The sequence below is a fragment of the Bradyrhizobium sp. genome (assembly GCF_049512235.1).
Taxonomy (GTDB): domain Bacteria; phylum Pseudomonadota; class Alphaproteobacteria; order Rhizobiales; family Xanthobacteraceae; genus Bradyrhizobium.
Genome location: NZ_JBEKXH010000038.1, coordinates 1 through 24,439 on the forward strand (window position 1 = coordinate 1; position 24,439 = coordinate 24,439).

Below are 24,439 nucleotides of genomic sequence, written 5' to 3' on the forward strand. Positions count from 1 at the left end.
CCCTGCCTGGTGCCATCGCGGTCCATCGAGGTCAGCAGGATTTCGCCGGCGCCGAGGAAGACCACTTCCTCTGCATATTCGATGGCGTCGATGCCGGTCGCATTGCGCCCGCCATGGGTAAAGATTTCCCAGCGCTCCGAGCCGCCGCCGCGCTTGACGCGCTTGGCGTCGATCGCCACCACGATGCATTGACCGCCGAATTTTTCGGCCGCTTCCTTGACGAATTCGCGGCGGCTGACGGCTGCGCTGTTGATCGACACCTTGTCGGCGCCACTTCGCAGCAAAATCCTGATGTCGTCGACGGTGCGCACGCCGCCGCCGACCGTCAGCGGCATGAAGCAGGCTTCCGCCGTCCGCCGCACCACATCGAGCATGATGCCGCGATCTTCATGGGTTGCGGTAATGTCGAGAAAGCACAGTTCGTCGGCGCCGGCGGCGTCATAGGCAATCGCCGCCTCGACGGGATCGCCGGCGTCGCGCAGATCGACAAAATTGACGCCCTTGACGACGCGGCCGTCCTTGACGTCGAGACAGGGAATGACGCGGACCTTGAACATTTTACTCAGCCGCGGATTCGAGGGACCTGCTTTTGATAAAGTCCCAATAGACTCCCGGCATACGGCCAGCGAATTCGCTGGAGGTAACATCCGTAACAAAGAAAAGCCGTGACCCGGCAAATTGGAGAAACCGGTCCGACAATTCGGAGACAGACAACGTGCTTTGAATAAAGCAAACGTGGGCGTCCAGCTCAATCAATTCGGCGTTTTCGTCGAGGCTATCGACGAAGCCACGCAGATTGAGAGCGTCTCCATTGCCGTCATCAAAGGCCAGAAGACTGGTTTTCATGGGTACCTCCGTGATCTTGCTCGATGCGACTTATCTCATTGGTCGGGTCGATAACAACGGGCTTCCGGCCCTTCTTGTATATTTCCTCGAGCTTCATCATTTGACGTCAGCCCGCGACCGACGGATCAGCGCCAGCGCCGCGGCTGCGTCGAGGCGGCCGTCATAGAGCGCGCGGCCGGCGATCGCGCCGGCGAGTTTTTTCGCATCGGGCGCCAGCAGCGCCCGGACGTCGTCGATCGACGCCAACCCGCCCGAAGCAATGACCGGTATCGAGATCGCTTCCGCCAGCGCGATGGTGGCGTCGAGATTGAGGCCCTTCAGGAGACCGTCGCGCGCGATGTCGGTGAAGATGATGGCGGCGACGCCGGCATCCTCGAATCGCCTGGCGATTTCCAGCGCCAAGACCTCTGAGGTCTCGGCCCAGCCTTGCACCGCGACCTTGCCGTCGCGGGCATCGAGACCGACCGCGACACGGCCGGGGAAGCGCTTCGCCGCCCCCTTGACCAGCTCGGGGTCGCGCACCGCTGATGTGCCGATGATCACCCGCGCCACACCCTTGTCGAGCCAGGCTTCCACGGTTTTAAGATCGCGAATGCCGCCGCCGAGCTGGACCGGCATGGTGATGGCCGAAAGCATCGCCTCGACGGCCGGCGCGTTGACCGGCTTGCCGGCAAAGGCGCCGTCGAGATCGACCACATGCAAATATTCGAACCCCTGCGCGGCAAAGCTAAGCGCCTGCGCCACGGGATCGAGGTTGAACACGGTCGCGCGCGCCATGTCGCCCTGCTCAAGGCGCACGCACTGGCCGTTTTTCAGATCGATGGCGGGAAAAAGAATCACGGCTTCCATTTCAGAAAGTTCGCGATCAGAGCGAGCCCGAACCGCTGGCTCTTCTCCGGGTGAAACTGGGTCCCGATCGCGGTATCCTTGGCGACGATCGCCGTCACCGGACCGCCGTAATCGGCGCGCGCCAGCACGTCCGCCTCGTCGGTCGCATGGAGGTGGAAGGAGTGCACGAAATAAGCGTGGCGGCCGTGTGGGCCGAGCGGCAGGCGCTCGAGCACGGGATGCTCCCGGACCATGTCGAGCGTGTTCCAGCCCATATGCGGAATTTTCAAATTGTCCTCTCGCGGCGAGATCTTTTCGACCTCGCCTTTGATCCAGTTGAACCCGTCGGTTACGACATGCTCCTTGCCGCGGGTCGCCATCAGCTGCATGCCGACGCAGATGCCGAAGAACGGCCGTGCCTTGTGGCGCACGGCCTCTGTCATGGCCTCGATCATGCCGTCGAGCGCGTCCAGCCCGCGCCGGCAATCGGCGAAGGCGCCGACCCCGGGCAGTACGATGCGATCGGCGCGAAAGACGGCATCGGGATCGCGCGTCACCATGATTTTTGGCGGGTTTTCCATGCTCCGCGCGGCGCGCTCGAACGCCTTCGCGGCGGAGTGCAGGTTGCCGGAGCCGTAATCGATGATGGCAACACTCAACGCGAGGCTCCCGGCTCCGGAAACAATCCGATGATGTCGCTGTGCGGCAGCGGCGGCGGCCGCGAAAATGGCTGGCCCGCAATATTGCGCGGCGGCGGCGGTCCGCCGCGGTCGACCCCGGATTGATCGTTGCCGAACCCGCGCTGCCCGGCGATCCAGCGATCGAAGAAACGCCGCTCCGCCGCTTCCTCGTCATCGGCCACCACGAGGTCGAGCTGACGCCAGCGGTGCCGTGACAAGGTCCAGCGCCAGAGGCTGGCCGCTTCAAATCCCATCAACAGCGCCATCAGCACATCCACCGACAAGATCGCCGTACCGCCGGCCCCGAGTTTCACCATTGCGAGTTGGATCGCGATCACCACGACGATCCAGCCGAGCAGCGCCAGCCACAGCCGATGCCCGGCGAGCCAGACCGGGCCGAGCAGCGCCGCCCAGACATGGAAGCCGTCGCGAACGAAGGCGAAGCCGTCGGTTGAGCGGAGCTCCGTACCATTGGTCAAAGGAGCATGAACTGTGTAGACCGGCATCGCTTTCTCTCCGCCGAAAACAGGAACAGGAAATCAGCCGCCAAGCTGACCCTTGGTGGATGGCACCTCGCCCGCGGCGCGCGGATCGATCGCGACCGCAGCACGCAGCGCCCTCGCCAGACCCTTGAAGCAGGATTCGGCGATGTGATGGCTGTTCTCGCCATATAGGGTCTCGACGTGCAAAGTCACGCCGGCATTGATCGCGAAGGCATTGAACCACTCGCGCACCAGCTCGGTGTCGAACTGGCCTATCTTGTCGCGCGGAAAAACCACCTTGAATACCAGCACCGGCCGTCCCGAAATATCGATCACCACGCGCGCCAGCGTCTCATCCATCGGCATGTGGACCGAGGCATAGCGGGTGATGCCGGCCATGGTGCCGAGCGCCTGCTTGACGGCCTGGCCGAGCGCGATACCGACATCCTCGGTGGTGTGATGGTGGTCGATATGCAGGTCGCCGACCGCCTTCACCGAGATGTCGATGCGCGAATGCCGGGCCAAGAGATCCAGCATATGGTCGAAGAAGCCGATGCCGGTCGAGACGTCGGACAGGCCTGACCCGTCGAGGTTGACGGTGACCTCGATATCGGTCTCCTTGGTCTTGCGCTTGATGGTCGATATGCGCATGAAAACAGGGCTTTCCCGTGCTGAAAACGCACCCTTCTGACAGGCCCACCTCTTTAACAGGCTCACTTGCCCTTCGCTACTGCGGGATGGCTGATCAAGGTGTGAACCTGGGCCCATGGTGAGCGGATTCCGGCCGCCGGCCTTCTGCCCGACGGCCTTGATGTCCGCGCTCGACCCTGATTTTAGGCCCGGGCAGGCTGCGCTCGAGGACGCCCCAAGCCGCTGAGATTGTAACCCCGGACGGCAATCCCTAGATGCCCGAAGGGAAATGCGAGGTACTTCATGCAGGCATCAGATGCCCAGCCGCCGGTCTGGCACGGCACCACCATCCTGACGGTTCGCAAGGGCGGCAAGGTGGTGATCGGCGGCGACGGCCAGGTCTCGATCGGCCAGACCGTGATCAAATCCAACGCCAGGAAGGTCCGCAAGCTCGGCAAGGGCGACGTCATCGGCGGCTTCGCCGGCGCGACAGCGGATGCCTTTACGTTGTTCGAGCGGCTGGAAAGCAAGCTCGAACAATATCCGGGCCAACTGACCCGCGCCGCGGTCGAATTGGCAAAAGACTGGCGCACCGACCGCTATTTGCGCCGGCTGGAGGCGATGATGATCGTCGCCGACAAGGAAGTGTCGCTGGTTCTGACCGGGACCGGCGACGTGCTGGAGCCGGAAGCCGGCGTGATGGCGATCGGGTCCGGCGGCAATTATGCGCTAGCCGCGGCCCGCGCTTTGGTCGATAGCGACAAGGATGCCGAGACCATCGTGCGCCGGGCGCTCGATATCGCCGCCGACATTTGCGTCTATACCAATCGCAATGTCACGATCGAGACGTTGAGCGCAGGCTGAGCTAGGACCCATGACCGACTTTTCCCCCCGTGAGATCGTTTCCGAACTCGACCGTTTCATCGTCGGCCAGACCGACGCCAAGCGCGCGGTCTCGATCGCGCTGCGCAACCGCTGGCGGCGGCTGCAGCTCACCGGCAACTTGCGCGAGGAAGTGCTGCCGAAGAACATCCTGATGATCGGGCCGACCGGCGTCGGCAAGACCGAGATCGCACGCCGGCTGGCCAAGCTCGCCGGCGCCCCGTTCATCAAGGTCGAGGCCACCAAATTCACCGAGGTCGGCTATGTCGGCCGCGATGTCGAGCAGATCATCCGCGATCTGCTCGAGGTCGGCATCGCGCAGGTGCGCGAACGCAAGCGCAAGGACGTGCAGGTCCGCGCCCAGCTCGCCGCCGAGGAGCGGGTGCTCGACGCCCTGGTCGGCGCCAACTCCAGCTCCACCACCCGCGATTCGTTCCGCAGGAAGCTGCGCTCGGGCGAACTCAACGACAAGGAAATCGAGGTCGAGACGCAATCCTCAGGCGGCATGCCGATGTTCGAGATTCCCGGCATGCCCGGAGCGCAGATGGGCGCCATCTCGATCGGCGATATCTTCGGCAAGCTGGGCGGCCGCACCAAGACCCGGCGGCTGACGGTTGTGGATTCCCACGAACTCCTCGTCAATGAGGAATCCGACAAGCTCCTGGATACCGATTCCCTGGTCCAGGAAGCGATCAACGCGGTCGAGAATAACGGCATCGTGTTTCTCGACGAGATCGACAAGATCTGCGTGCGTGATGGCCGCAGCGGCGGCGATGTCTCGCGCGAGGGCGTGCAGCGCGATCTGTTGCCCCTGATCGAAGGCACCACGGTTTCGACCAAGCACGGCGCGGTCAAGACCGACCATATCCTGTTCATCGCCTCGGGCGCCTTTCACATCGCCAAGCCGTCGGATCTGTTGCCCGAATTGCAGGGGCGGCTGCCGATCCGCGTCGAGCTCGATGCTCTGACCCGCGACGACATGCGCCGCATCCTGACCGAGCCCGAAGCCTCCCTGATCAAGCAGTATGTCGCATTAATGCAGACCGAGGGCGTGACGCTGGACATCACCGCGGAGGCCATCGACGCGCTTGCCGACGTCGCGGTCGCCGTCAATTCCACGGTGGAAAATATCGGCGCGCGACGGCTGCAGACGGTGATGGAGCGCGTGCTCGACGAGATTTCGTTCGCCGCCCCCGACCGCAATGGCGAGACCATCCGGATCGATGCCGATTATGTGCAGAAGCACGTCGGCGATCTCGCCAAGAACGCCGATCTGAGCCGGTTCATTCTTTAAGATGCGGGAGAACCCCTGGCGCCTGATGCTGGCGGTCAATTTCGCCGTGGTAGCAGGGGTTTTTCTCTACAAGATCACCCGCGAGCCCTACGTTCCCTACATCCATCTTCTGGTCGACTATCATTTCGGCTTTACCAAGCGCGCGCTGATCGGCGCGGTGATGGCGCTGTTCTTTGCGAAGATTCCGGTGTGGCTGGTATTTGCGCTCGGCGGCGCGGTCTGGCTCGTCACGCTGGCGCTGTTCGTAAAACTGTTCCGGCGCACCTTTGGTTTCGACGATGCGCATGCGCCGCTATTGGTGTTCATGGCCGGCTCGCCGTTTTTCCTGAAGAATTTCATGCACACGCTGGGGCACTTCGATATCTACGGCTGCGCGGTCGCGATCGGGCTATTGCTGGCGCCGGCGTATTCGCTGGCTTTCGTGGCACTCGCCACTGCCGCCTCGATGATCCTGATCCTGATCCACCACATCCACCTCCTGATGTATGTGCCGACCATCGCGGTCATCGTGGTGCTGCGCTATTATCTGGCGCAGGGTTTTAGCCGGCAAAATTCCATCGTCGGGATCGCCGCGATCGCCTGCGTCGGGTTACTGTTCTTCGCGGCGCAATTCCTGGGATCGTTGGCAGTGCCGCCGGACCAGTTCTCCCGCTACCTGCAGAGCCGCATGGCCGATCCCACCCGGACCGATCTCTTGAGCTTCAGCTATATCTGGTATCAGCCGCTGGCCAGGGAAATCGCAGATACCTGGGCGCGCATGCCCTCCAATCTCCTGGGCATTCCCGTGTTTGCCCTCTTGATCTGGCTGCACGCCCCGCTCTGGAAATATTTTGGCGATTCGATCCGCGCACTTGCAATCGAATTTCATCGCCGCGTGGTCATTGCCGCCATCGTGGCGGTGAGCGCGGCCTATCTCATCATGTTTGCAATCGTGTTCGACTATTCCAGGTGGATTTCGAACTGGGCGGTCTGCATGTTCCTGATCCTGCATGCGGTCAAGAGCTTGCCCGCTTCGCAAAGCGTGCCGCCGATCCCAGGTGATGAGCGCAAGGTCACCCTGCTCGGCTGGGTCGTCACGCTGGTGCCGCGGGTCGGCATCGTCCGGCCGTTCTAGATTCGCGATCGCCTGATGCGTACGTAGAGCGCGCCTTCGCCGCCATGGCCGACATGGGCTTCTTCGAACCCAACCACCAGCGCGCGGAATTCCGGCAGACCGAGCCACAGCGGCACCTGGCGGCGCAGTACGCCGCGCTCGGATTCGGCTCCGACAGTGCGGCCCTTGCCGGTGATGACCAGTACGAACGTCAGGCCATCGCGGTGGGCGCGCTGCAGGAAGCCTGCGAGCGCGCGGTGCGCGCGGCTCTGGGTCATGCCGTGCAGGTCGAGCCGGGCGTCGATCTCTTTCTTGCCGCGGGACAATTGCGAACGCTCACGCCGCCCCAGCGGCGCCAGCGGCGGCGTGGCCGGCGGCAAATCGGGCTTCGCTGCGGGTTTGACCCTGGCGGGGACATGCGGCTTCGACGCAGCTGCGGACTTTGCCGCCGCCGCCGTTTCCGCCTCTTTCTTGACGGAACGCGGCTTTTTCCGCAGCGGTTTTACCTGCCTGGCGACATTTTCCCAGAGCGCGCGCTCTTCTTCGCTCAAGCTGCGTTTGCGATGCGGCGGCGCCGGCAATTCCGGGATCCGGGGCGAGGCAGAACGTTTCATCTTCGACGACGATAAATGTGGTGGCGAGGTGGGCGATGGCGTTCGCCGCCTGGTTTGACGCTGGGCCGCGCTGCGGGCAGCGGCACCGCTACCGCGGCAGCCATTGGCGTAGCCGAAGCGGGCGCGCGGGTCGTCGATGGCTGCGGCAGTTTGGAAGCCTGCGGCGGCTTCACGGCCTGCGGCGGCTTGGCGCCGTCATTCTGATCTTTGCGTTGATCGCCGGGCGGATCTGCTTGCGGAAACAGTTTTGCGATTTTAGCCGATGGCCTGGCATCCGGCAGCGGCATCTTGCGGCCCCGGCCGATCGGATCGAGGCTCCTCGGCACCAGCATGACAAAACGCACATTGTGCCGGAAGCGGCCGGACACCCGTCCGGCTTCGGCGCCGGCGCCGTAATAGATATCGGCACGCGCCGGGCCTGTGATCGCCGAGCCGGTATCCTGCGCCACCATCAGCCGGCGAAACGGCGTCCTGGATTGCGCCGATTCGATCGGCAGCTCGCCTTCGATGAAGAACGGCGTGCCGTAGACGTGCAACGCCCTGTCGACCGCGATCGACCGGCCCGGCGTCAGCGGCACGCCCTCGGCGCCGACGGCTTCATCCTTGTCGCCAAGCTGCACCTCGCGAAAGAATACATAGGAGCGGTTCTGCCGGCGCAATTCGCCGGCGCCGTCGGGGTTTTGCTCCATCCATTCCCGGATGCGCTGCATCGACATCTGCTCTCTCGGGATGATGCCGCGGTCGATCAGGATGCGGCCGACCGCCGTATAGGGATAGCCATTATGGGCATCGTAGTTGATGCGGATGGTCGAGCCATCCTCGAGGCGGATCCGCGCCGAGCCCTGGATTTGCGCGAACAACAGATCGGTCTGGCTCTTCAGCCAGCAGATTTCGAGGCCGCGGCCGGCGATCGCCCCATCCTCGATCTCGGCACGGTCGTAATAGGGCACGAGCTTGCGACGGCCGATCTTGCGGAACACCTCGCCTTTGTTGGGCAAGCCGGCATCGCTTTGCCTGAAGCCGCGGACAAACAGGTTGGAGGGGCGGCGATAGAGCGGCACGGTATAGACATCGGTTTGCGTCCGCGAGCCATCGAGCACGGGCTCGTAATAGCCGGTGACAAAACCCTGCTCCTCGCCAAGCCGCGAGATGCGCAAGGGCATGAACTGCGCTTCGAAGAAAGCCTTGGCCCCGGCACCATCGCTGACATCAGCGGCTCTGGCCGCGCGGCAGGGCTCGCGTAACGATATTCCCAATGCCCTGGGATCGGCCGACGGCGTCGGCTGCGCCGATATCTGTTGGCAGCTGATGCGGAACGCCCGGTAGGCTTGCAGATGGTCGTCCTCGTCCCAGCCCGCGATATCGCTCCATGCGACCGGAACATACTGGCTGCCGGAGATCTCAAGGGGCCAGGCGAGCGTGGGATAGGGCAGATGCCGGTGCGCAGGCTGCGCCATATGATGGATGTGCGTGGTGCGTGCGGCAAATGCCGCAAACGGGGCCAGCGACGACACGACGGCGATGACACCGAACGCAGCGGCGGTTGCTCTGATACCCCGCGCGTTAAAGCATTTTCCGGAAAGGTGGACACCGGCTTTCCGTAAGAAAATGCGACAAATAAAGAACAACTAGGGCGCTTTCCGATTCAAGCTAATCGGGAAGCGCTCTAGTGAGCGCTTCCGGTGCCAACCAGCTTCCAGTTCGGATCGCGTGAAGTGGTGTCGCGGGCGAATGTCCAGACATCGGTGATATCGGTGACCTTGTCCGGATTGCCGTCGACAATCGCGCCGGTCTTGTCCCGGGTCACCGAGATCATCTGCGAAACAAAGCGAACCGTCAGCTGCGCCGCCCGATCCCGGGTTTCGGCGTTGACCAGCTCGGCCTTGTCGATCGAAACGAACCGGGTTTCGGTCTTTTGCTCGCGCTTCTCGCGATCCCGGATGACGTTTTCGAAACTCTCGAAAACTTCTGACGACAACAGATCCTTCAGCGCCCTGCGATCGCCGTTTGCGAATGCCAGCACGATCATCTCGTAGGCGCCGCGCGCGCCGCTGAGGAAATGTCGCGGATCGAACGAGGAATCCTGGGCGGCGATGGCATCGAGCCCTTGCGCCAACGGTGTGCCGGGCTCGGCCAGCCCCTTCCAGCGGTCGGTCGGCGGCGCCACCTCGGCGGCCGGCGCCAGCGGCGCCTGGTCGATCACCGCACCCGGCAGCGGAACCACGTTATTGTCGGGTGCGCCCTGCACCACATTGCGCGCCGCGCGATCATAGGGCGGCCGCTCGTTTCCGGTGCGCTGTCCGAGGACGTTACGCAGACGGAGGAAGATGAAGACGGCCAGGGCCAGGAAGATGATGGTATAAATATCCACGTCGCATTCGCTTTCTGGTTCTCACGCCGGCAACGGGCCCAGCGGTAGAGCATTTCCCTTGGGGAGAACGGCAAAGATTACATCATGGATCGGCCTGCAACATGTAGGCACGAACCCCGGCCAGGCCAATGAGCGTCTGGCATGAAATGCAAAGCCGGCGGAAACAGTCCCAGCTTTTGCTCTCGGCTGTTTTCCGACAGCGGGTTGTAGCGCGTTTTGGCTGCAAGGGGAAACCCGATTATGCCCGGAAATCGCGCATATTCAATAATTTAGGGTGCACGCATGGGGTCTGGCCGAGGATGCCATGTTGCACGTCTGGCGCGCCCGCTGGTCCGTTGGGTGGTTGGCGTCGACCGCGCGATCGTCATCCTTGTGGAACGAGGCGCGGCTATGATAGCCACTCGCCACGACAAAGACATTTTCGCCCCCGAGCGATTTCAGTCGCAAAGCCGGTCCTCGCTCGCCCGCTCCAGGAGAGACTTCCATGACCAACGGCAACGGCACGCCTCAAGAGCCGGCCCCTCCTCCCCAGCTGAACGTGCTGGCGCAGTATACCAAGGACCTGTCGTTTGAAAATCCGAACGCGCCGGCTTCCCTGGCGCCGCAGCCGCAGCAGCCCGCGATCAACATCCAGATCAACGTCAGCGCCAACAATATCGCGGAAAACGAGTTCGAGGTGACGCTTTCGGTCGAGGGCAAGGCGGAAAACGGCGGCAAGACCCTGTTCAGCTTCGATCTCGCCTATGCCGGCGTGTTCCGCATTGTCAACGTGCCGAAAGAAAACCTGCATCCGCTGGTCATGATCGAATGCCCCAGGCTGTTGTTCCCGTTCGCGCGCGAAATCATCGCGACCTCGGTGCGCGATGGCGGCTTTCCGCCGCTGATGCTGGACCCGGTCGACTTCGTCGGCCTCTACCGCCAGAACATGGAACGGCAGGCCGCCGCCCAGGCCCAGGTCAAGCCGAGCTAGCTAGCGCATACTCCCGAAAGATCGAATCGCTCTCGCTATCGTCATGCCCGCGCTTGTCGCGGGCATCCACGTCTTCCATGCGGAGACTCAACCGCAGGGCACATCGGAACCAGCAGTCGGACTCGTGTTTGTCGCACGAGATCGAGGCACGTACGACGTTGCATGCCTTCCGCAATGATGGGTGGATTCTTCATTTCCCATTCACTTCGGATCGTGCAGGGCGCGCTCAAGCGCCATGCGAATGAAGCGCTGATAGGGCATGCCTACGCGCTTCGCCTGAGTTTGCACAGCTTCAAGAAGTTGCGCGGGCAGCCTTAGATTCACAGACTTGTCTTTGCGCTTTAACTCAAAACGCACTGGAACCATGCCCGCCAGGTCGTATTCGCCGAGATCGGCATTAGCAACGAATGCCTCGGCTTCGGCATCACTCGTTAGGGTTGGAAGTTTCTTTTTCATAATAGGCCACCTCCTTTTGGTGCATGTAGCGGGCGCTGACCGGCCGAAGAAGGCTGCTGTCACCACGCCGCCTGAGCGTAAAGGCCACGAGAACGTTTCGCCCGGTATCGGTTTTACCTATGGCCTTGAACCGTTCCTCGGTCAGAGAATGGTGTAGGTCTGGCGCGATCCTCACAACATGATCAAACATGCTTTCAATCTCGGCGATTGAAACCCCGTGTTTTTGGCACTTCTTCCGGTTGCCGCGATCCCAATCAAAACCCGCAAATTCCATAATCCCTGCTCATAACACAGTAGGCGTTTGTATAGGCATTTGTAAATAGGCGTCATTCCGGACCGCCCAATAATTCTGTATGGTGGGCAAAACAAAGCCCGCGAGACGCGCGAATGCGCGTACTCGATGGCGTGCCCACCCTCTTTTAGCATGCGAAATGGTGGGAACGGCGCAAAGGGCGGCGGATGGAACGGCACGACAAGATTGCAGCCAAAAGAAGAGCGCACAATGACGCCGCTAAGCGCCCTGAAACTCCTTCCAGATCGGCCTATCGCCGCTTCGGAACATTGGCGTCGGCGCTTCCTCAGACCCCTGTGGTCTTCGTCGGATGGATACTCGGCATGGCCAATGGCCCCATGTGGGCGTACACCTCGTTCGGCACCCCGTAGACCTGCATCACGTGGGCGAGGTTGTTCGCGGATTTTTCGATCGGAATAGGCCGTCCTCGGGCATACGGCAAGTGCCGTCAGCGTGGCCTCTAGCCGCCGTCCAAGCCGTCCGAGCGCCGACGCCTTTCTCCTCGGCGATCTCGCGTATCGGCAGCGCAGTAAATATTCAATGCCACATTGGCATCCTCCGAAACGTGGCTCGCCAATTATTTATCGGTCGACAGGGATTGTTCAAGACAAAACGGCGCAGTTTGCGCAGCATATTATTTTCGCTTGCTCATTCTCGGCGCGCGTCTTTGCCAACTCCGACGTGTCGCCGTGTTCGGGTCAGAACACATCGATCATCGGAAAGCAAGGCTCTCCGGTGATGCAATCCCGAAGGTAAATGGCAAGCCCGACATCGCCGGTCCAAAGCGTATAGCGTCCGCGGCCAGCGACGAGGTGAGCGCGGCGATACTGGACGATGGCGGTCATGGCGAACTGGCGGGCGCGGTCGAGCCAGACCGGGTCTTTGGTGCGGCGATAGAGCTTAAGGAAGCGTAGCCGTTCCCACCCGTGCCGAGGCAAAGGTTCGAGCCCTTGGTCAGTGGTCCGGATACATGGCGGCGGATCACGATCCGCCCTACGAGCTCTGTATCGTCATGCCCGCGCTTGTCTCTATCTCAGGCGACCCGGCGCCGCTTTGACGGCTGTCCACTCGCCACGGGGCGCGCTGAAAGGGTTAGACCCAGCGCGCGAACAATGCGCATGACCGTGCCGAATTCGGGATTGCCGGTCTCCCCGAGCGCCTTGTACAGGCTTTCACGGTTCAAGCCGGCCTTCTTCGCAATCCCGCCCATGCCGCGCGCACGCGCAACGAGACCGAGCGCGTCACGCACGAAATCCGCGTCGCCGGATTCGAGCGCCACCACAATATAGGCAACCTGACGCTCTTCGGTGTCGAGATAGTCGGCGGCATCAAATCGCGTTGTTTTGAGCATCACCTTGGGCATCACCATGTCTCCGCCAGCTTCTGGGCCCGTTTGATATCCGTTGGTTGCGTGCGTTTGTCGCCACCACATAACAGGATCACAATTTGTGCGCCGCGATGCACATAGTAAATCCGGTAACCTGGCCCCTAGTCGATTCGCATTTCGAGGATGCCGTGACCGACGCTTCTGGCGTCGCCGGGATTTCCCATCTCCATGCGGCGAATGCGGGCGACAATGCGCGCGACCGCATCGGCATCCCTGAGACGGTGCAGCCAGCCCGAAAACTCTTCGGTCTGACGCACCTCGACCATCAAGCTTTGTAGTCCATAGGCTACAGCGCGTCAAGCGATACCCATCGTTCATGATTCATGGTTCCAGCGAAGGTGTTGGGTTTCGCGAAGAGCTCAACCCAACCTACGAGCTGATCTGAATTGCAGCAAAAAGAGGAGCGCACAATGAGACCGCTAATGCTTCGGTGAGTTGATAAGAACTTCAACCGTCATTGCGAGGAGCTCTTGCGACGAAGCAATCCAGCTTTTCTTTCTGTGGCGGCGATGGATTGCTTCGCTCGATCGAGCGCGCGTTCGCGCGCCCGATTGGCTCGCAATGACGCGCTGGAATAGCACCCTATCGGACCTGTTTCGAGCCGGGGTTTGATACGAACCCGCGTCTCGTGCGCAGGCGCCCAGAATTCCTCACCCATCGATCGCGATCGATACCGGTGGCGCGGTCGTTTGCGCAAATGCAGGCCGAGCGTGTCGCAACCGAGAACCGCTCAAGCCCGCAATCGAGCGGACACTGGCCGACCGTTCGGTGCCGCTCCCGCTGCCCAGCCGGCGCACCCCCAAACCCCGGCGCGAGCTGACAAATGCCGACTTGATCCGAACGCTATCGCCGGCCTATGCTGCCAGCTTAAAAAACAACCGTTCGTCCCAAAAAAATGGGCGGCGGCAATAGGCTCAAGGGGAGGTTCAGTTCGATGAGCGGACTTATCACGCGTCGCACCCTGTTGGCCGGTGGTACGGCTGGCCTGCTGGCCGCTCCCTGGGTGGCGCGGGCAGAGGCCAATACGCTGCGCATCGGCATGCAGAGCATTCTGTCGGGACCGATCGCGCTGCTCGGCACCTCCTCGCGCAATGCGCTGATGATGGAGCAGGATCGCATCAACGCGACAGGCGGTTTTCTCGGCCGGCCCATCGAATTCGTCTTCCGCGATTCGAAGGGCCAGCCCCAGGAGGCGGCCCGCGTGGCGCGCGAACTGGTGAACAGCACGGGTTGCGAGCTTCTCGTCGATGCCGAGGCCTCGTCGGCGTCCTTCGCCGTCCAGGAAGTCGTCCGCGACCTCGGCATCGCCTGCATCCACACCAACAGCGAGACCTCGTCGCTGACCGCCGACCCCAAGATCCGCGCCCCCACCGCCTTCCGGGTCGCGCGCCAGGGCGTGCACGACGCCGTGGCCGGCAGCATCTATCTCGCCGAATACGCGAAGGCCAAGAAACTCGACAAGTGGGCGACCTGCTCGCCGGACTACGCCTATGGCCGCGACACCACCGCGCAGTACCTGCAATTCTTCAAAAAGTTCAAGCCGGACGTCGAGGTCATCACCGAGGCCTGGCCCAAGCTCGGCCAGCCCGACTTCACCGAGGTCATCACCAAGCTGCTCCAGGCCAAGCCGCAGGCGCTGTTCACGCTGCTCTATGCCGGCGACCTCTCGGCCTTCGTCAACCAGGGCAACGTCTATGCCCTGTTCGCGCAGATGACGGTGGCAACGCCGAACGTCGACTATCCCGTGATGGCCGCCATCAAGAACCTGCCGGCCGGCATCCAGTCGGCGACGCGCTACCTGGAGACCTTTCCGGATACGCCCGCCAACAAGGAATGGGGCCAGGCCTATCTCAAGAAGTGGAACGAGCGGCCGACCAACTGGTCGTGGCAGAACACGGTGGCGATGCAGTTCTACGAGGCGGCCATCAAGAAGGCCAACTCGCTCGATGGCAAGGCTCTCGCCGCGGCACTCATCGGCACCAAGATCAATACGCCGTTCGGCTTCGACGGCACCATCACCATGCGCGACGACCACACCACGATCGACTACGCCATCGGCTGGGGCCAGACCACGCCGAAGGAGCCCTTCATCGTCGATGTGAAGGCCGCCGACTGGGGCCGGATCATCGAGCTTGAGACGGAGTGGAAGAAGCAGCAGAATTACATCTGAGCGATGGACCTCGACGCGCTCGGCGCCTGCCTTTCGACCTCCGCCTGCGTGGTTACCCAGGCCACGAGCGGGCTGATCGTCGGCATGTTGCTGTTTCTTGTCGCCGCCGGCCTGACCCTGATTTTCGGCGTGCTGAAGATCGTCAACTTCGCCCATGGCACCTTCTACATGCTGGGCGGCTACATCGCCTATAGCGCGCTCGGCGCAACCGACAGCTACGCGCTGGCGGTCGTGTGCGGGACGCTCGCGACCGCGCTGGGCGGCGTCGTGTTCGAACGCGCTTTGATCAGCCGCGTCTATGGCTCCAACGTGCTGATGCAGCTTTTGATCTGCTATGCGGTCGTGCTGATCTTCGACGACCTCGTGAAGATCATCTGGGGACCCGAGTTCCATGCCATGGGGATGCCGGCGGCCTTCCAGGTGCCGCCGCTCTATATTGCGGGCGGCGTGGTGCCGCCCTTCTACGCCGTTCTGGTCGGCATCGCGGCGCTGATCGCGGTCGTACTCGGCCTCGGCCTGTCGATGACACGGCTCGGCAAGACCGTGCGCGCCGCCGCGGTCAACGCCCAGATGGTTTCGGCGCTCGGCGTCAACACGTCCTTGCTTTTCGCGATCGTGTTCGCCATCGGCGGCGGGTTGGCGGGGCTGGCCGGCGCACTTGCGGCCCCCGTGCGTTCGCTGTCGCCCGGCATGGGCTTTTCGATCCTGATCGAGAGCTTCATCGTCACGGTGATCGGCGGCATGGGCTCGATCGCGGGAGCCTTGGTCGCGGCGCTCATGATCGGCATGGTCCGCGGCTTCGGCACCATCGGTTTCCCGAGATTCACCGATGGACTGATCTACATCGTGATGATCGCCATCCTGCTGCTGCGCCCGCAGGGCCTGTTCGGTCGAAGGCTATGAAGAGCCGCCCGGCGTTGCGCGATGCGGCCATCGCTATCCTGGCCCTGATCGTCGTGCTGGCGATCCCACTGTTGCATCGCAGCCCTGCCTTCGAAGATTTCATCATCCGCTTGAGCGCGATGGCGCTGTTTGCGACCTCGCTCAACCTTTTGGTCGGCAATACCGGCATGGTCTCGTTCGGACACGGCATGTTCTACGGCGTCGGCGCCTATGCCTTCGCGCTGACGATGCAGCTGACCGACCTCCCGCTGCCCGCAGCCGCCGTGCTCGCGGTGCTGGTCACGGCCTTGGCCGCGCTCGGCGTCGGCGCGATCTGCGTTCGCCTCAGCACCGACTACTTCGCCTTCCTCACGCTCGCGGTGCAGATGCTGTTCTACAGCATCATCATCTCCTGGCAGAGCCTCACCGGCGGCGACCAGGGCCTGCGCGGCGGCATCCCCCGCCGCGAGATTTTCGGCTTCGAGCTCGCCTCGCAGCTTCATCTCTACCAGTTCTGCGCGGTCACCGCGGTGCTCGGCCTCTTGGCGCTGCATCACATCTCGGCGAGCCCGTTTGGCCAGACCTTGCGCATGATCCGCGACAACGAGAACCGCGCCAGCTTTTTGGGCATCGTGCTGTGGCAAGCCCGGCTCTTCGCCTTCACGATCGCCGGCGCCTTCGCGGGCCTGGGCGGCGTGCTGGCGGCGCTGTTCGTCTCCGGTGCCTATCCCGAACTCGCCGACTGGCCGAATTCCGGCCAGGCGATATTTGCCGTCATGCTGGGCGGCATCAACAGCTTCCTCGGACCCGTCCTGGGCGCGATGATCCTGCTTGCGCTGAACGACGTCGTCACCCGCTTCACCGAATATCAGGGGCTGGTTCTGGGAATCGTGATCCTCGCTTTCGCGCTCGGGCTCCGCCGCGGCGTGCTCGATTTTCTCAGACTGGCATGGCCCGGACGCTTACGATGAAGCTCGAGATCAAAAATCTCTGCAAGACCTTCGGTGGCGTGCGGGCCATCGACGAGGTGTCGCTGACCTTTCCGTCGGGCTCGTTGTCGGCGGTGATCGGTCCAAACGGCGCCGGCAAAAGCACCTTCTTCAACCTGATCAGCGGCGCCTTCGCGGCCGACTCGGGAGAGGTGTTGCTCGACGGCCGGGATATCCTTCATCTGTCCAAGACCGAACGGATGCACCGGGGAATCGCCCGCGCCTTTCAGGTGGCAAGCTGCTTTCCGACCATGACGGTTAAGGAGAACCTGATGGCCACTGTGACCGCCCATCTCGGCCAGTGGGGCAATCTCTCGCACCGCTTTCCGCCACCCGGTGTATCCGGACGCGCCGAACAGGTGATGGAACTGGTGGGCTTGACAGAGGTCGCGAACGTCAAGGCCGCGATCCTTTCCCACGGCGACCAGAAGCTGCTTGATATCGCCATCGCGCTGGCGCTCGAACCGAGGGTGCTCTTGCTCGACGAGCCGACCGCCGGCATGGGCCCGGAAGAGCGCTGGCGCATGATCGAGCGCGTGCGCGTGCTGTGGGAGCAGCGCCAGCTGACGCTGGTCTTCATCGAGCACGACATGGACATCGTGTTCCAGGTCGCCAGCACCATCCGAGTCTTGTGCTATGGCCGCGTCCTCGCCGAAGGCACGCCCGACGAGATCCGCAACAACCAGGCGGTGATCGAGGCCTATCTCGGCACCGAGGCGGACGCGGCATGACGGACCTGTTGCGCGCCGAGGGATTGAGCGCCTTCTACGGCGCGAGCCAGATCCTGTTCGGTGTCGATCTCGCCCTCAAGCAACGGCATACGCTGGCGCTCTTGGGGCGTAACGGCGCCGGCAAGAGCACGACCATGAAGACCCTCGCGGGCATCGTGCCCGCCAGGGGCGGCCGCATCTTTTTCGCCGACCGCGACGTCACCCACGCGCCAGCCTATACGCGCGCGCGGCTCGGCCTCGCTTACGTGCCCGAGGACCGGCAGGTCTTTCCCGAGCACAGCGTGGAGGACAATCTCCTGATCGCGGCCAAGAGCGGTCCGGACGGACGGCGGGACTGGACCCTGCCGCGCATCTTTGAAACCTTCCCGCTGCTCGCCAATCTGCGGTCGCGCCAGGCCGGCCGCCTGTCCGGCGGCGAGCAGCAACTCCTGGTGATCGCCCGCGCCCTGATGGGCAATCCCCTGGTCCTGCTGCTCGACGAACCGAGCGAGGGCCTCGCCCCGATCGTGGTCGCCACCATCGGCAAGGTGCTGCGGGAACTGGGTGCGAGTGGGGCCACCATCCTGCTGGCCGAGCAGAACATGCATTTCTGCTCGCGAATTGCCGAAGAGGCCCTCGTCATCGATCGCGGCAGGGTGGTGCATCGCCAGGATACGAAAGGCCTTGCCGGCAATGAAGATATCCGCCGGCGCTATCTGGCGATGTAGCGATGGCTTGTCATCCATAATGGCGGACCACGATCCGCCCTTCGCGCTTCAATCCAGGGCTACGCCGTGTTATTCTGATGCAGAACGAAAGACAAACTTATGGCAAGTCCAAAAGCAATCAGTATTGAACTCGGCAAAACGCAGCGGACGATCCTGCAGCAGCAGCTCAATTCAGGCCGCTATGAGAACGCCAGCGAAGTGGTGAGCGACGCGCTGAAGCTTATGCGCCAGCGTGATGTGGTTTTCGACGAATGGCTCCGCTCGGACGTGCTGGCCGCGATTGCCGACAAGCGGGCCCCTGCCCCAATCGACGAGGTTTTCAAGCGGGTGCGCTCACGCGTGGCGCGCAAGGCGAAAGCCGCCAAGAGTGGCGCATAAGGTCTTTTTCCTCCGCCGCGCAGAACACCGGCTGGCGGAACTCGGCGCCTACATCGCCGGCGAGGCAGGCCTCGCGGTCGCCGACGGCTACCTCGGCCGGATTTACTCGGCGTGCATGGCGCTGGCGGAATTTCCCGAGCGCGGCCGTAAACGCGACGACATTCTGCCGGGCTTGCGCACCATCACCATGGAGCGCCGGGTGACGATCGCCTACCGCGTGCGGCACTCACGGGTCGAGATTATCACCATCGGTTATGCGGGGCGTGATTTTGCGGGCGATCTCCGCAAGCGGAAATAGGGGTGCCGCGCCCGTTGCGAAAACCGGTGAAAAACGCGGACAGACTTCCACATTTACTGATCAGTTTTAGCGGCGGAATTGGTGGGTTTCGCGAAGAGCTCAACGCCATGGCGCGGCCCATTTCGGTTGCCAGCCCCTGACCAAAGTGGTTTACGGTAACACCCCAGCCGAGCGTCCCTTGCCGCCAAGGGGCGAACGTACCAAGGTCTACTGCACCGACGAATTCGTTCGAAAACTTGTCGACCGCAGCGAGGTGAAACTCTGCCCGCGGGTCGTTGGTCTGGGTCTGCAAAAAGTGCTTGATCAGATCCTCCACACGTTCTGTGGCCGGCGGTCCATCCGGTGTGCTACGCCAATGGTGCTCCGACTGCACATACTGACAAAAGGCATCAAGGTCTGAAGATAGAAACTCGCGAATGAGCAGCCGGTCAGAGGAGAGAGGGCGAACTGTCGATGCCGACGATACGATGCCCGAGTTGCCTGAGGTCACGCGCGAGCCGTCCTTCGCCGTACCCGATGTCCAGCGTTAGCCGCCCCGGCGCGGGCAAGAGACGAAGGAATTGGTCGCGATGAAACCGCCAATAACTGTCGTGTCCGGGAGCGCGCGCCCATTGAATCCATTGCCAAGCCATCTCCTCGGCAAAGGTCCGGCCTGAGGAATACTCGCATCGAACCGACAGCGGCAGGCGGGCGCGCGCCATCAACGCGATCGGATGGTTCGATCGAAGGAGCGGGAAACAAATCCCGCCCCACCGATCTCAGGACGTCTCGCTCACCAAAGATCCTATCTCTCGATCTTGGTCACCTTGCAATGCGTCACCGTGTTCGATCCGACCGTGAACGAACCTGTGCCTTCCCACTGCCGGTTAATGACCAGCGATGCGACGAACTTCTCAGTGATGGTGATCGGCTGGTTCGGCGGCGGCGGCACGATCGCCTCACCGATCAGATGCACCATCATCAGTTCCGGCACGGGAGTGGGCTGCAGGTGTCCGCTGATATGCGGGATCGGCGTCGTGCCAAAAGGCGGGGGCAGGGCCTGCGTCACTTCACCGGAGCCTTGAACATGGCCATTCGGTGCATTCACGCCGAGTTTCATCCTCAACGTCTTGGCGCCGGCAAGACCGGGCGGCGAAACCTGAACTGAAACAATGTAATATCCGATCGGATTTTCTTCGGCCATAGCTAGTTTTCTCCAAAATGATCCGTTGTTTCTGAAACTGCGCGGGTCATTCCTGGATTCCGCGCACGGATCGCATAAGCACGCGCAGCTAGAAAAAGAAAAGAGATGCAATTCACACATTGGCGATTTTTTTTCAGGCGTGGATGGTTGAGCCCTTCCCGAAACCCATCGGCAAAACAGATGGGTATCGCTTCGCTCCACCCATCCTGCGAGACCTCGGTTCAGATCAGACGACATCCCCATCAGAGGGACGACCACCACCTTGCCAACGCACGCGGGCGCCATTAAACTGAGGGTTGTCAGGTCGAGCATAGTCGCCTGATTGTTAGTCCGATTTTAGTGCGCCGCCGGCGCGTCGTTTTTTTCCCTGAAGGAGACTTGGTCATGAAAGAATTGAAGCTTGCCAATGGGCTCAAAGTCACCACCTACCCTGCGCCTCCCGCCAACTTTGATTTCGGAAAAGCCACGGAGGCTGAGCGCGAACGTTTCGGAATACCGAAATTCCCCACCGAGGAGGCGCGGCAGCGCTTCTTGCAGGCCCTCAAGGGCGTCCGCATCATCGAGCCCGAATTCAAACTCCGCGACCGCAAGCGCTCGGGCCTGCCCCGCCTGAACCGCGCCCACGGCGTCGAAACCAGCGGTATCTGGTCCGGGGGCGTTGTCTATGACCCCACCGGGGACAAGATCTGGGATGTCAACGGAACCTGGAACATTCCCACGCCTGCGCTTCCCTCCGGCGCCAATGACGGCATCTGGTACACGGCGTCTTCGTGGGTGGGCATCGATGGCGACGAAAGCTCCGGCGACGTGCTTCAGGCCGGTTGCGACGCCGACATCCTGACTTCCGGCGGAAAGCAGCAGGTAGCGTATAACCCGTGGTGGGAGTGGTACCCCGCGGGTTCATACTGGATCACCAATATGCCCGCAAAGGCGGGCGACCAATTCTTCGGCTGGATCCAGTGCATCCCGATGCTGGCAGGATCCGCCAATCCCAACAGCGGACTGATCCTGCTGTCCAACAACAGCCAGGGTTTTGCCTTGTTTTTCGTGGCCACGGCTCCGTCCGGAACTGTGCTCCAAGGCAATTGCGCCGAGTGGATCCTGGAGGCCCTGGAAACAGGGCCCCACAAGGCCGCGGAATTGGCGAAATACACGACGGTAAAATTCACCAACTGCGCTGCCGTAACCGTGAAAGACAAGGTACTCTACCCTGATAAAGGCAACACCATCAACATGCTGAACTCAAGTGGCGGCGTCATCTCGAAGGGCAAGATCGTCGGCACGCGCGAGGTTGAGGTATCCTACGTTTAATTTCCAACCTTCATGGCGCACCGCGGAGCTTCATTTGACCCGCGGTGCGGCTGCTTTTGTTCAAAAGCGAAGCGACCTGTGGCCGCCGGCTCCGCTGGCAACGCTCAAGAACTCGGAACAAGGCCGCCATCCCGACGCGCCCCCCGCCGCCTATCTGCTTGCCATGAAGCGCAGGGCGGGTTGGAGCCGAAGGCGTAACCGCCATCTTCGCAGCTCGTAGTTCCGACAGCAGCAGTCGCACGGTCGACCCCAACGTGATCTTCAGTAAGACCGTTCTCATGACGCGGAAAGAGGCGTATTCGTTATAGAAGACCCTGGAAACGGGAGGGACCTTTGAACCTTCTCCGCCGGCAGTTTCTGCAAGTGGCCGCGGGGGCCGCCGCGCTGCCGACTTCGTCACGCTTCGCGTGGGCGCAAGCCTACCCGGCGCGACCGGTGCGTGTGATCGTTCCGTTCGGGCCTGGCGGGAACGCCGATGTTCTCGGCCGCATCATCGCACAAAAGTTGTCCGAGCAGCTTGGAGAGCAGTTCTACGTCGAAAACATCAGCGGTGCCGGCGGCAATATCGGTGTGGGCCGAGCGGCTCTGGCGGCGCCCGATGGCTACACCATCCTCGTTACTCCGCCCAGCTATGTGATCAATCCGGCGCTGTATGATAGGATCCCCTATGATGCCCGCAAGTCGTTCGATCCGGTGACGCTCGCGGTCCGCACAACTGTGGTGCTCGCGGTCCACCCCTCTGTGCCAGCGCAGACGGTCAAGGATCTGATTGTCCTCATCCAAACCAGTCCCAGCAAATACAACTACGCGACGGCAGGAGTGGGGACGCCAGGACATCTGGTGGGCGAAATGTTACGTCATTCGCTCGACCTCGACCTTGTACATATACCCTACAATAGCGCGGGCTTGGCAGTCGCCTCGACGGTCGCGGGCCATACGACGATCTGCCTTGCCGCGCCGGCGCCAATTGTGCCGCAGGTCAAGGACGGCAAGCTGCACGCGCTGGCGGTGGCGTACAAGACGCGGCTGCCGGCGCTCGCCGACGTGGCAACCATGGCAGACGCCGGCTATCCGGACATCGAGCTTGACAATTGGTTCGGTGTCTTTGTCCCGGCCGGAACGCCTGGCGAGATCATCACGCATCTCAATCGCGAGATCGCCAGGAGCATGACACTGCAAGACGTAGCGGAGCGCTTGGTAGCGCTTGGCTTCGAGCCGGTTGCGAGTACACCAGAGGAATTCGCCACGCAAATCAAAATCGAACTTGAGAAATGGGTCAAGGTGATCCGGGCAGCGAACATCAAGGCGCAGTGAGTCCTGCCTCCTCCCTTTCATGTTATAATTCCCGTCATGAATCGGGCCCGCGCCATCGAGGTTCTGCAAACTCTGCGCCCTCTCCTTGAGGCGCGCGGGATCGCGCGTGCCGGCATATTCGGGTCGGTCGGCCGCGACATGGCCGGTGCACGCAGCGACATCGATGTCGTGGTCGCGCCCGCCGCAGACAGGCAACTGAACCTCTTCGATCTCGGCGGCGTCCAGACCGTCCTCGAAGAGGGCTTTGCCGGGATGGAAGTGGACGTCGTCGCCGAGCCGATCAGGCAGCCGGAGTTGAGGGCCGCGGTGGAGCGGGACCGCGTTGACGCTTTCTGAACGCATTGCGAAATGCTTTCGTGACGCGCTCGGCGCGATCGTCCTCATCGAGACCTGGGTTGACGAGTCCGGCGGCTGGTTCTGCGTTTCCGAAGTTCTGATCATATCGACGCTTGCGATGCGGCGCTCCCTCTCCCGCCCTTCGCGGGGGAGGGTTGGGGTGGGGGAAGCCCCGGGCGAAAATCCATCGATCTGTTATCGCGGCCACACGTAACCAACACCGCCGATGCCGCGCCCCCACCCCACCCTCCCCCGCGAAGAGCGGGAGAGGGAGTGAGAGGCCAATGCCCGTGGCCTGAAATGACAGGTTTCACGTCTCCCGGCGGAGTTGATGGGGTGAACGATCAAACGCTTTGGCTGAGGGGATGCGAGATGGCCGACGTGACGGTTCATATAGATGACGAGCTTTACGAGAAGGCTTCTCGCTTGGCCGGTCTCGACAAGGTTAGTGTCGAGGACGTGGTAGAAAACGCTTTGCGCCGCCATCAGAGCTTGGTTGACGCGCGAGACAGAAGTTTCCAGTCCGCGCCCTGCTTCTGCCAGTTCATCAGGATGTGGAGATTGGTGGCGCTTTTCTTGCCATCGGCGACGGCCTCGCTCTCACCCAACCAGTGGAAACGCACGATCGCAGCCGCGCCGACCACACGAATGGTGATGTCCTGGTAGGCCAGCGACAGGAACTTGGATTTTCCGTTGGTAGCGTTGGCGATGAAGGTTGCCTTGTCCTCAACCCGGCCATCGGAGTGGCTGTAGCTGAGTTCGGCGGCGCAAAGTGTGTCCAATGCCTTGGCGTCGGCGGCGACCTGGGCTGCGCGGAATGCCTCAACATTCTCCGCCACGGCCTCTTCGTCCGCTGCCGCGAAGGCCGGGACCACTCCCAGCAGTCCAATGGCGAGCGCCGGCAAGGCCAGGCGGCGACGATCGATATCCATTTGTTTCCTCCATTGTTCTGTTATGAGGTGAGTTTTGCAGTCATGATCGCCTTTGTCGAGGGCGGCTTGGCCCCATTTCCGAAGCCGGCGACCGATCAATGATTTGACCCTGCCAGGCCTCCGGACGGCCGTGAGCGGCGTTTTGTCCCCACCTTGTGGCCATCGGGCCTGAGCTGCGGCGCGATCGGCCTCGGTGAGCCTCGGTGCCAGCAGGATCGGCCGCCGCCGCCGAGGCTCTCGCCAGGCACAACAGTCTAGACGAAGTCTAGACGACCAATTCCATGAAACCTATCATTTCAAGCGACGAGCATCAGCCTCTCACTCCCTCTCCCGCTCTTCGCGGGGGAGGGTGGGGTGGGGGCGCGGCATCGGCGGTGTTAGCT

The 24,439-nt window shown here is 62.3% G+C and carries 31 protein-coding genes and 1 pseudogene; 14 read left to right on the forward strand and 18 right to left on the reverse strand.

Translation table 11 applies throughout. From position 1 onward, the window contains the following. The 6 genes from hisF to hisB form a co-directional block, all read right to left on the reverse strand. Positions 1–557 (reverse strand): imidazole glycerol phosphate synthase subunit HisF (gene hisF / locus ABSG20_RS05670; protein WP_423863515.1); only part of this gene is annotated, 557 nt, incomplete at its 3' end. A gap of 1 nt (position 558) precedes the next feature. Next, positions 559–846: a hypothetical protein gene (locus tag ABSG20_RS05675; RefSeq protein ID WP_423863516.1), complete on the reverse strand. Its 288-nt coding sequence runs from the start codon at positions 844–846 to the stop codon at positions 559–561. 96 nt (positions 847–942) lie between these two features. Then, positions 943–1,695 (reverse strand): 1-(5-phosphoribosyl)-5-[(5-phosphoribosylamino)methylideneamino]imidazole-4-carboxamide isomerase, encoded by a 753-nt coding sequence (hisA, locus tag ABSG20_RS05680; protein WP_423863517.1) that lies wholly within the window; start codon positions 1,693–1,695, stop codon positions 943–945. Continuing rightward, positions 1,683–2,333, reverse strand: coding sequence for an imidazole glycerol phosphate synthase subunit HisH (gene hisH, locus ABSG20_RS05685; RefSeq protein WP_423863518.1), 651 nt, complete (start codon positions 2,331–2,333; stop codon positions 1,683–1,685). The genes hisA and hisH overlap by 13 nt, the downstream gene beginning before the upstream one ends. Further along, the gene (locus ABSG20_RS05690) at positions 2,330–2,860 is read right to left on the reverse strand and encodes a DUF2628 domain-containing protein (RefSeq protein WP_423863519.1); all 531 of its coding nucleotides are present in this window, start codon (positions 2,858–2,860) and stop codon (positions 2,330–2,332) included. The genes hisH and ABSG20_RS05690 overlap by 4 nt, the downstream gene beginning before the upstream one ends. Before the next feature lie 33 nt (positions 2,861–2,893). Next, positions 2,894–3,487: an imidazoleglycerol-phosphate dehydratase HisB gene (hisB, locus tag ABSG20_RS05695; RefSeq protein ID WP_423863520.1), complete on the reverse strand. Its 594-nt coding sequence runs from the start codon at positions 3,485–3,487 to the stop codon at positions 2,894–2,896. A 282-nt stretch (positions 3,488–3,769) separates the two neighbouring features. On the opposite strand from hisB, the gene hslV reads away from it, so the two are divergent. From hslV to ABSG20_RS05710, 3 genes are read left to right on the forward strand one after another with little or no spacing between them, the layout of a single operon-like run. Continuing rightward, complete coding sequence (gene hslV / locus ABSG20_RS05700; protein ID WP_423863521.1) at positions 3,770–4,330, forward strand: ATP-dependent protease subunit HslV; 561 nt, start codon at positions 3,770–3,772, stop codon at positions 4,328–4,330. 10 nt (positions 4,331–4,340) lie between these two features. Further along, on the forward strand, positions 4,341–5,642 hold the full coding sequence (hslU, locus tag ABSG20_RS05705) for an ATP-dependent protease ATPase subunit HslU (RefSeq protein WP_423863522.1): 1,302 nt from the start codon (positions 4,341–4,343) through the stop codon (positions 5,640–5,642). A 25-nt stretch (positions 5,643–5,667) separates the two neighbouring features. Beyond that, positions 5,668–6,756 carry a hypothetical protein gene (locus ABSG20_RS05710; protein ID WP_423863523.1) on the forward strand — a complete coding sequence of 363 codons (1,089 nt, stop codon included), beginning with the start codon at positions 5,668–5,670 and terminating at the stop codon, positions 6,754–6,756. Here ABSG20_RS05710 and ABSG20_RS05715 read toward each other — a convergent pair. The 3 genes from ABSG20_RS05715 to ABSG20_RS05725 form a co-directional block, all read right to left on the reverse strand. After that, entirely contained in the window at positions 6,753–7,349 is a 597-nt protein-coding gene (locus tag ABSG20_RS05715; protein WP_423863524.1) for a Smr/MutS family protein, read from the reverse strand. The two genes, ABSG20_RS05710 and ABSG20_RS05715, sit on opposite strands and share 4 nt — an antisense overlap. Next, positions 7,346–8,806, reverse strand: coding sequence for a murein transglycosylase A (mltA, locus tag ABSG20_RS05720; RefSeq protein ID WP_423863544.1), 1,461 nt, complete (start codon positions 8,804–8,806; stop codon positions 7,346–7,348). The genes ABSG20_RS05715 and mltA overlap by 4 nt, the downstream gene beginning before the upstream one ends. A gap of 209 nt (positions 8,807–9,015) precedes the next feature. After that, positions 9,016–9,720 carry a Tim44/TimA family putative adaptor protein gene (locus tag ABSG20_RS05725; protein ID WP_423863525.1) on the reverse strand — a complete coding sequence of 235 codons (705 nt, stop codon included), beginning with the start codon at positions 9,718–9,720 and terminating at the stop codon, positions 9,016–9,018. Between the two features lie 484 nt (positions 9,721–10,204). On the opposite strand from ABSG20_RS05725, the gene secB reads away from it, so the two are divergent. Further along, the gene (gene secB, locus ABSG20_RS05730; protein ID WP_423863526.1) at positions 10,205–10,690 is read left to right on the forward strand and encodes a protein-export chaperone SecB; all 486 of its coding nucleotides are present in this window, start codon (positions 10,205–10,207) and stop codon (positions 10,688–10,690) included. Between the two features lie 201 nt (positions 10,691–10,891). On the opposite strand, the gene ABSG20_RS05735 is transcribed toward secB, so the two are convergent. From ABSG20_RS05735 to ABSG20_RS05755, 5 genes and pseudogenes are all read right to left on the reverse strand, one after another. Then, a complete protein-coding gene (locus ABSG20_RS05735) occupies positions 10,892–11,146 on the reverse strand; it encodes a CopG family antitoxin (RefSeq protein WP_423863527.1) in 255 nt (84 codons plus the stop codon). Continuing rightward, positions 11,115–11,420 carry a BrnT family toxin gene (locus ABSG20_RS05740; protein WP_423863528.1) on the reverse strand — a complete coding sequence of 102 codons (306 nt, stop codon included), beginning with the start codon at positions 11,418–11,420 and terminating at the stop codon, positions 11,115–11,117. The genes ABSG20_RS05735 and ABSG20_RS05740 overlap by 32 nt, the downstream gene beginning before the upstream one ends. Positions 11,421–12,136: 716 nt before the next feature. Beyond that, entirely contained in the window at positions 12,137–12,376 is a 240-nt protein-coding gene (locus tag ABSG20_RS05745; protein ID WP_423863529.1) for a hypothetical protein, read from the reverse strand. A 95-nt stretch (positions 12,377–12,471) separates the two neighbouring features. Then, positions 12,472–12,801 (reverse strand): addiction module antidote protein, encoded by a 330-nt coding sequence (locus ABSG20_RS05750; protein ID WP_423863530.1) that lies wholly within the window; start codon positions 12,799–12,801, stop codon positions 12,472–12,474. Continuing rightward, positions 12,801–13,091: pseudogene (locus ABSG20_RS05755) on the reverse strand (type II toxin-antitoxin system RelE/ParE family toxin). The gene ABSG20_RS05750 and the pseudogene ABSG20_RS05755 overlap by 1 nt, the downstream one beginning before the upstream one ends. Positions 13,092–13,759: 668 nt before the next feature. Between ABSG20_RS05755 and ABSG20_RS05760 the strand changes: the two are divergent. The 7 genes from ABSG20_RS05760 to ABSG20_RS05790 all read left to right on the forward strand — a co-directional run bounded on the left by ABSG20_RS05760 (position 13,760) and on the right by ABSG20_RS05790 (position 18,980). Then, the gene (locus ABSG20_RS05760; protein WP_423863531.1) at positions 13,760–14,995 is read left to right on the forward strand and encodes an ABC transporter substrate-binding protein; all 1,236 of its coding nucleotides are present in this window, start codon (positions 13,760–13,762) and stop codon (positions 14,993–14,995) included. Positions 14,996–14,998: 3 nt separating this feature from the next. Then, the gene (locus tag ABSG20_RS05765) at positions 14,999–15,898 is read left to right on the forward strand and encodes a branched-chain amino acid ABC transporter permease (protein WP_423863532.1); all 900 of its coding nucleotides are present in this window, start codon (positions 14,999–15,001) and stop codon (positions 15,896–15,898) included. Further along, complete coding sequence (locus tag ABSG20_RS05770) at positions 15,895–16,848, forward strand: branched-chain amino acid ABC transporter permease (RefSeq protein WP_423863533.1); 954 nt, start codon at positions 15,895–15,897, stop codon at positions 16,846–16,848. Before ABSG20_RS05765 ends, ABSG20_RS05770 begins: the two co-directional genes overlap by 4 nt. Then, positions 16,845–17,597, forward strand: coding sequence for an ABC transporter ATP-binding protein (locus tag ABSG20_RS05775; RefSeq protein ID WP_423863534.1), 753 nt, complete (start codon positions 16,845–16,847; stop codon positions 17,595–17,597). The genes ABSG20_RS05770 and ABSG20_RS05775 overlap by 4 nt, the downstream gene beginning before the upstream one ends. Continuing rightward, positions 17,594–18,304 (forward strand): ABC transporter ATP-binding protein, encoded by a 711-nt coding sequence (locus ABSG20_RS05780; protein ID WP_423863535.1) that lies wholly within the window; start codon positions 17,594–17,596, stop codon positions 18,302–18,304. The genes ABSG20_RS05775 and ABSG20_RS05780 overlap by 4 nt, the downstream gene beginning before the upstream one ends. Before the next feature lie 99 nt (positions 18,305–18,403). Then, positions 18,404–18,682, forward strand: a complete 279-nt coding sequence (locus ABSG20_RS05785) for a ribbon-helix-helix domain-containing protein (RefSeq protein WP_423863536.1) — start codon at positions 18,404–18,406, stop codon at positions 18,680–18,682. Next, entirely contained in the window at positions 18,672–18,980 is a 309-nt protein-coding gene (locus ABSG20_RS05790) for a type II toxin-antitoxin system RelE/ParE family toxin (RefSeq protein WP_423863537.1), read from the forward strand. Before ABSG20_RS05785 ends, ABSG20_RS05790 begins: the two co-directional genes overlap by 11 nt. Here ABSG20_RS05790 and ABSG20_RS05795 read toward each other — a convergent pair. The 3 genes from ABSG20_RS05795 to ABSG20_RS05805 all read right to left on the reverse strand — a co-directional run bounded on the left by ABSG20_RS05795 (position 18,925) and on the right by ABSG20_RS05805 (position 20,475). After that, positions 18,925–19,470: a GNAT family N-acetyltransferase gene (locus ABSG20_RS05795; protein WP_423863538.1), complete on the reverse strand. Its 546-nt coding sequence runs from the start codon at positions 19,468–19,470 to the stop codon at positions 18,925–18,927. The genes ABSG20_RS05790 and ABSG20_RS05795 overlap by 56 nt on opposite strands. After that, positions 19,409–19,681: a class I SAM-dependent methyltransferase gene (locus ABSG20_RS05800; RefSeq protein ID WP_423863545.1), complete on the reverse strand. Its 273-nt coding sequence runs from the start codon at positions 19,679–19,681 to the stop codon at positions 19,409–19,411. The genes ABSG20_RS05795 and ABSG20_RS05800 overlap by 62 nt, the downstream gene beginning before the upstream one ends. 83 nt (positions 19,682–19,764) lie before the next feature. Beyond that, the gene (locus ABSG20_RS05805) at positions 19,765–20,475 is read right to left on the reverse strand and encodes a DUF1842 domain-containing protein (protein WP_423863539.1); all 711 of its coding nucleotides are present in this window, start codon (positions 20,473–20,475) and stop codon (positions 19,765–19,767) included. Between the two features lie 72 nt (positions 20,476–20,547). Here ABSG20_RS05805 and ABSG20_RS05810 point away from each other — a divergent pair, with 72 nt between their 5' ends. The 3 genes from ABSG20_RS05810 to ABSG20_RS05820 all read left to right on the forward strand — a co-directional run bounded on the left by ABSG20_RS05810 (position 20,548) and on the right by ABSG20_RS05820 (position 23,124). Continuing rightward, the gene (locus tag ABSG20_RS05810; protein WP_423863540.1) at positions 20,548–21,474 is read left to right on the forward strand and encodes a G1 family glutamic endopeptidase; all 927 of its coding nucleotides are present in this window, start codon (positions 20,548–20,550) and stop codon (positions 21,472–21,474) included. A 333-nt stretch (positions 21,475–21,807) separates the two neighbouring features. Next, positions 21,808–22,788 (forward strand): Bug family tripartite tricarboxylate transporter substrate binding protein, encoded by a 981-nt coding sequence (locus ABSG20_RS05815; protein WP_423863541.1) that lies wholly within the window; start codon positions 21,808–21,810, stop codon positions 22,786–22,788. A 36-nt stretch (positions 22,789–22,824) separates the two neighbouring features. Further along, positions 22,825–23,124, forward strand: coding sequence for a nucleotidyltransferase family protein (locus tag ABSG20_RS05820; protein WP_423863542.1), 300 nt, complete (start codon positions 22,825–22,827; stop codon positions 23,122–23,124). A 485-nt stretch (positions 23,125–23,609) separates the two neighbouring features. Here the strand turns inward: ABSG20_RS05820 and ABSG20_RS05825 are convergent, their stop codons facing one another. Further along, on the reverse strand, positions 23,610–24,056 hold the full coding sequence (locus tag ABSG20_RS05825) for a nuclear transport factor 2 family protein (protein ID WP_423863543.1): 447 nt from the start codon (positions 24,054–24,056) through the stop codon (positions 23,610–23,612). Positions 24,057–24,439: the final 383 nt, after the last annotated feature.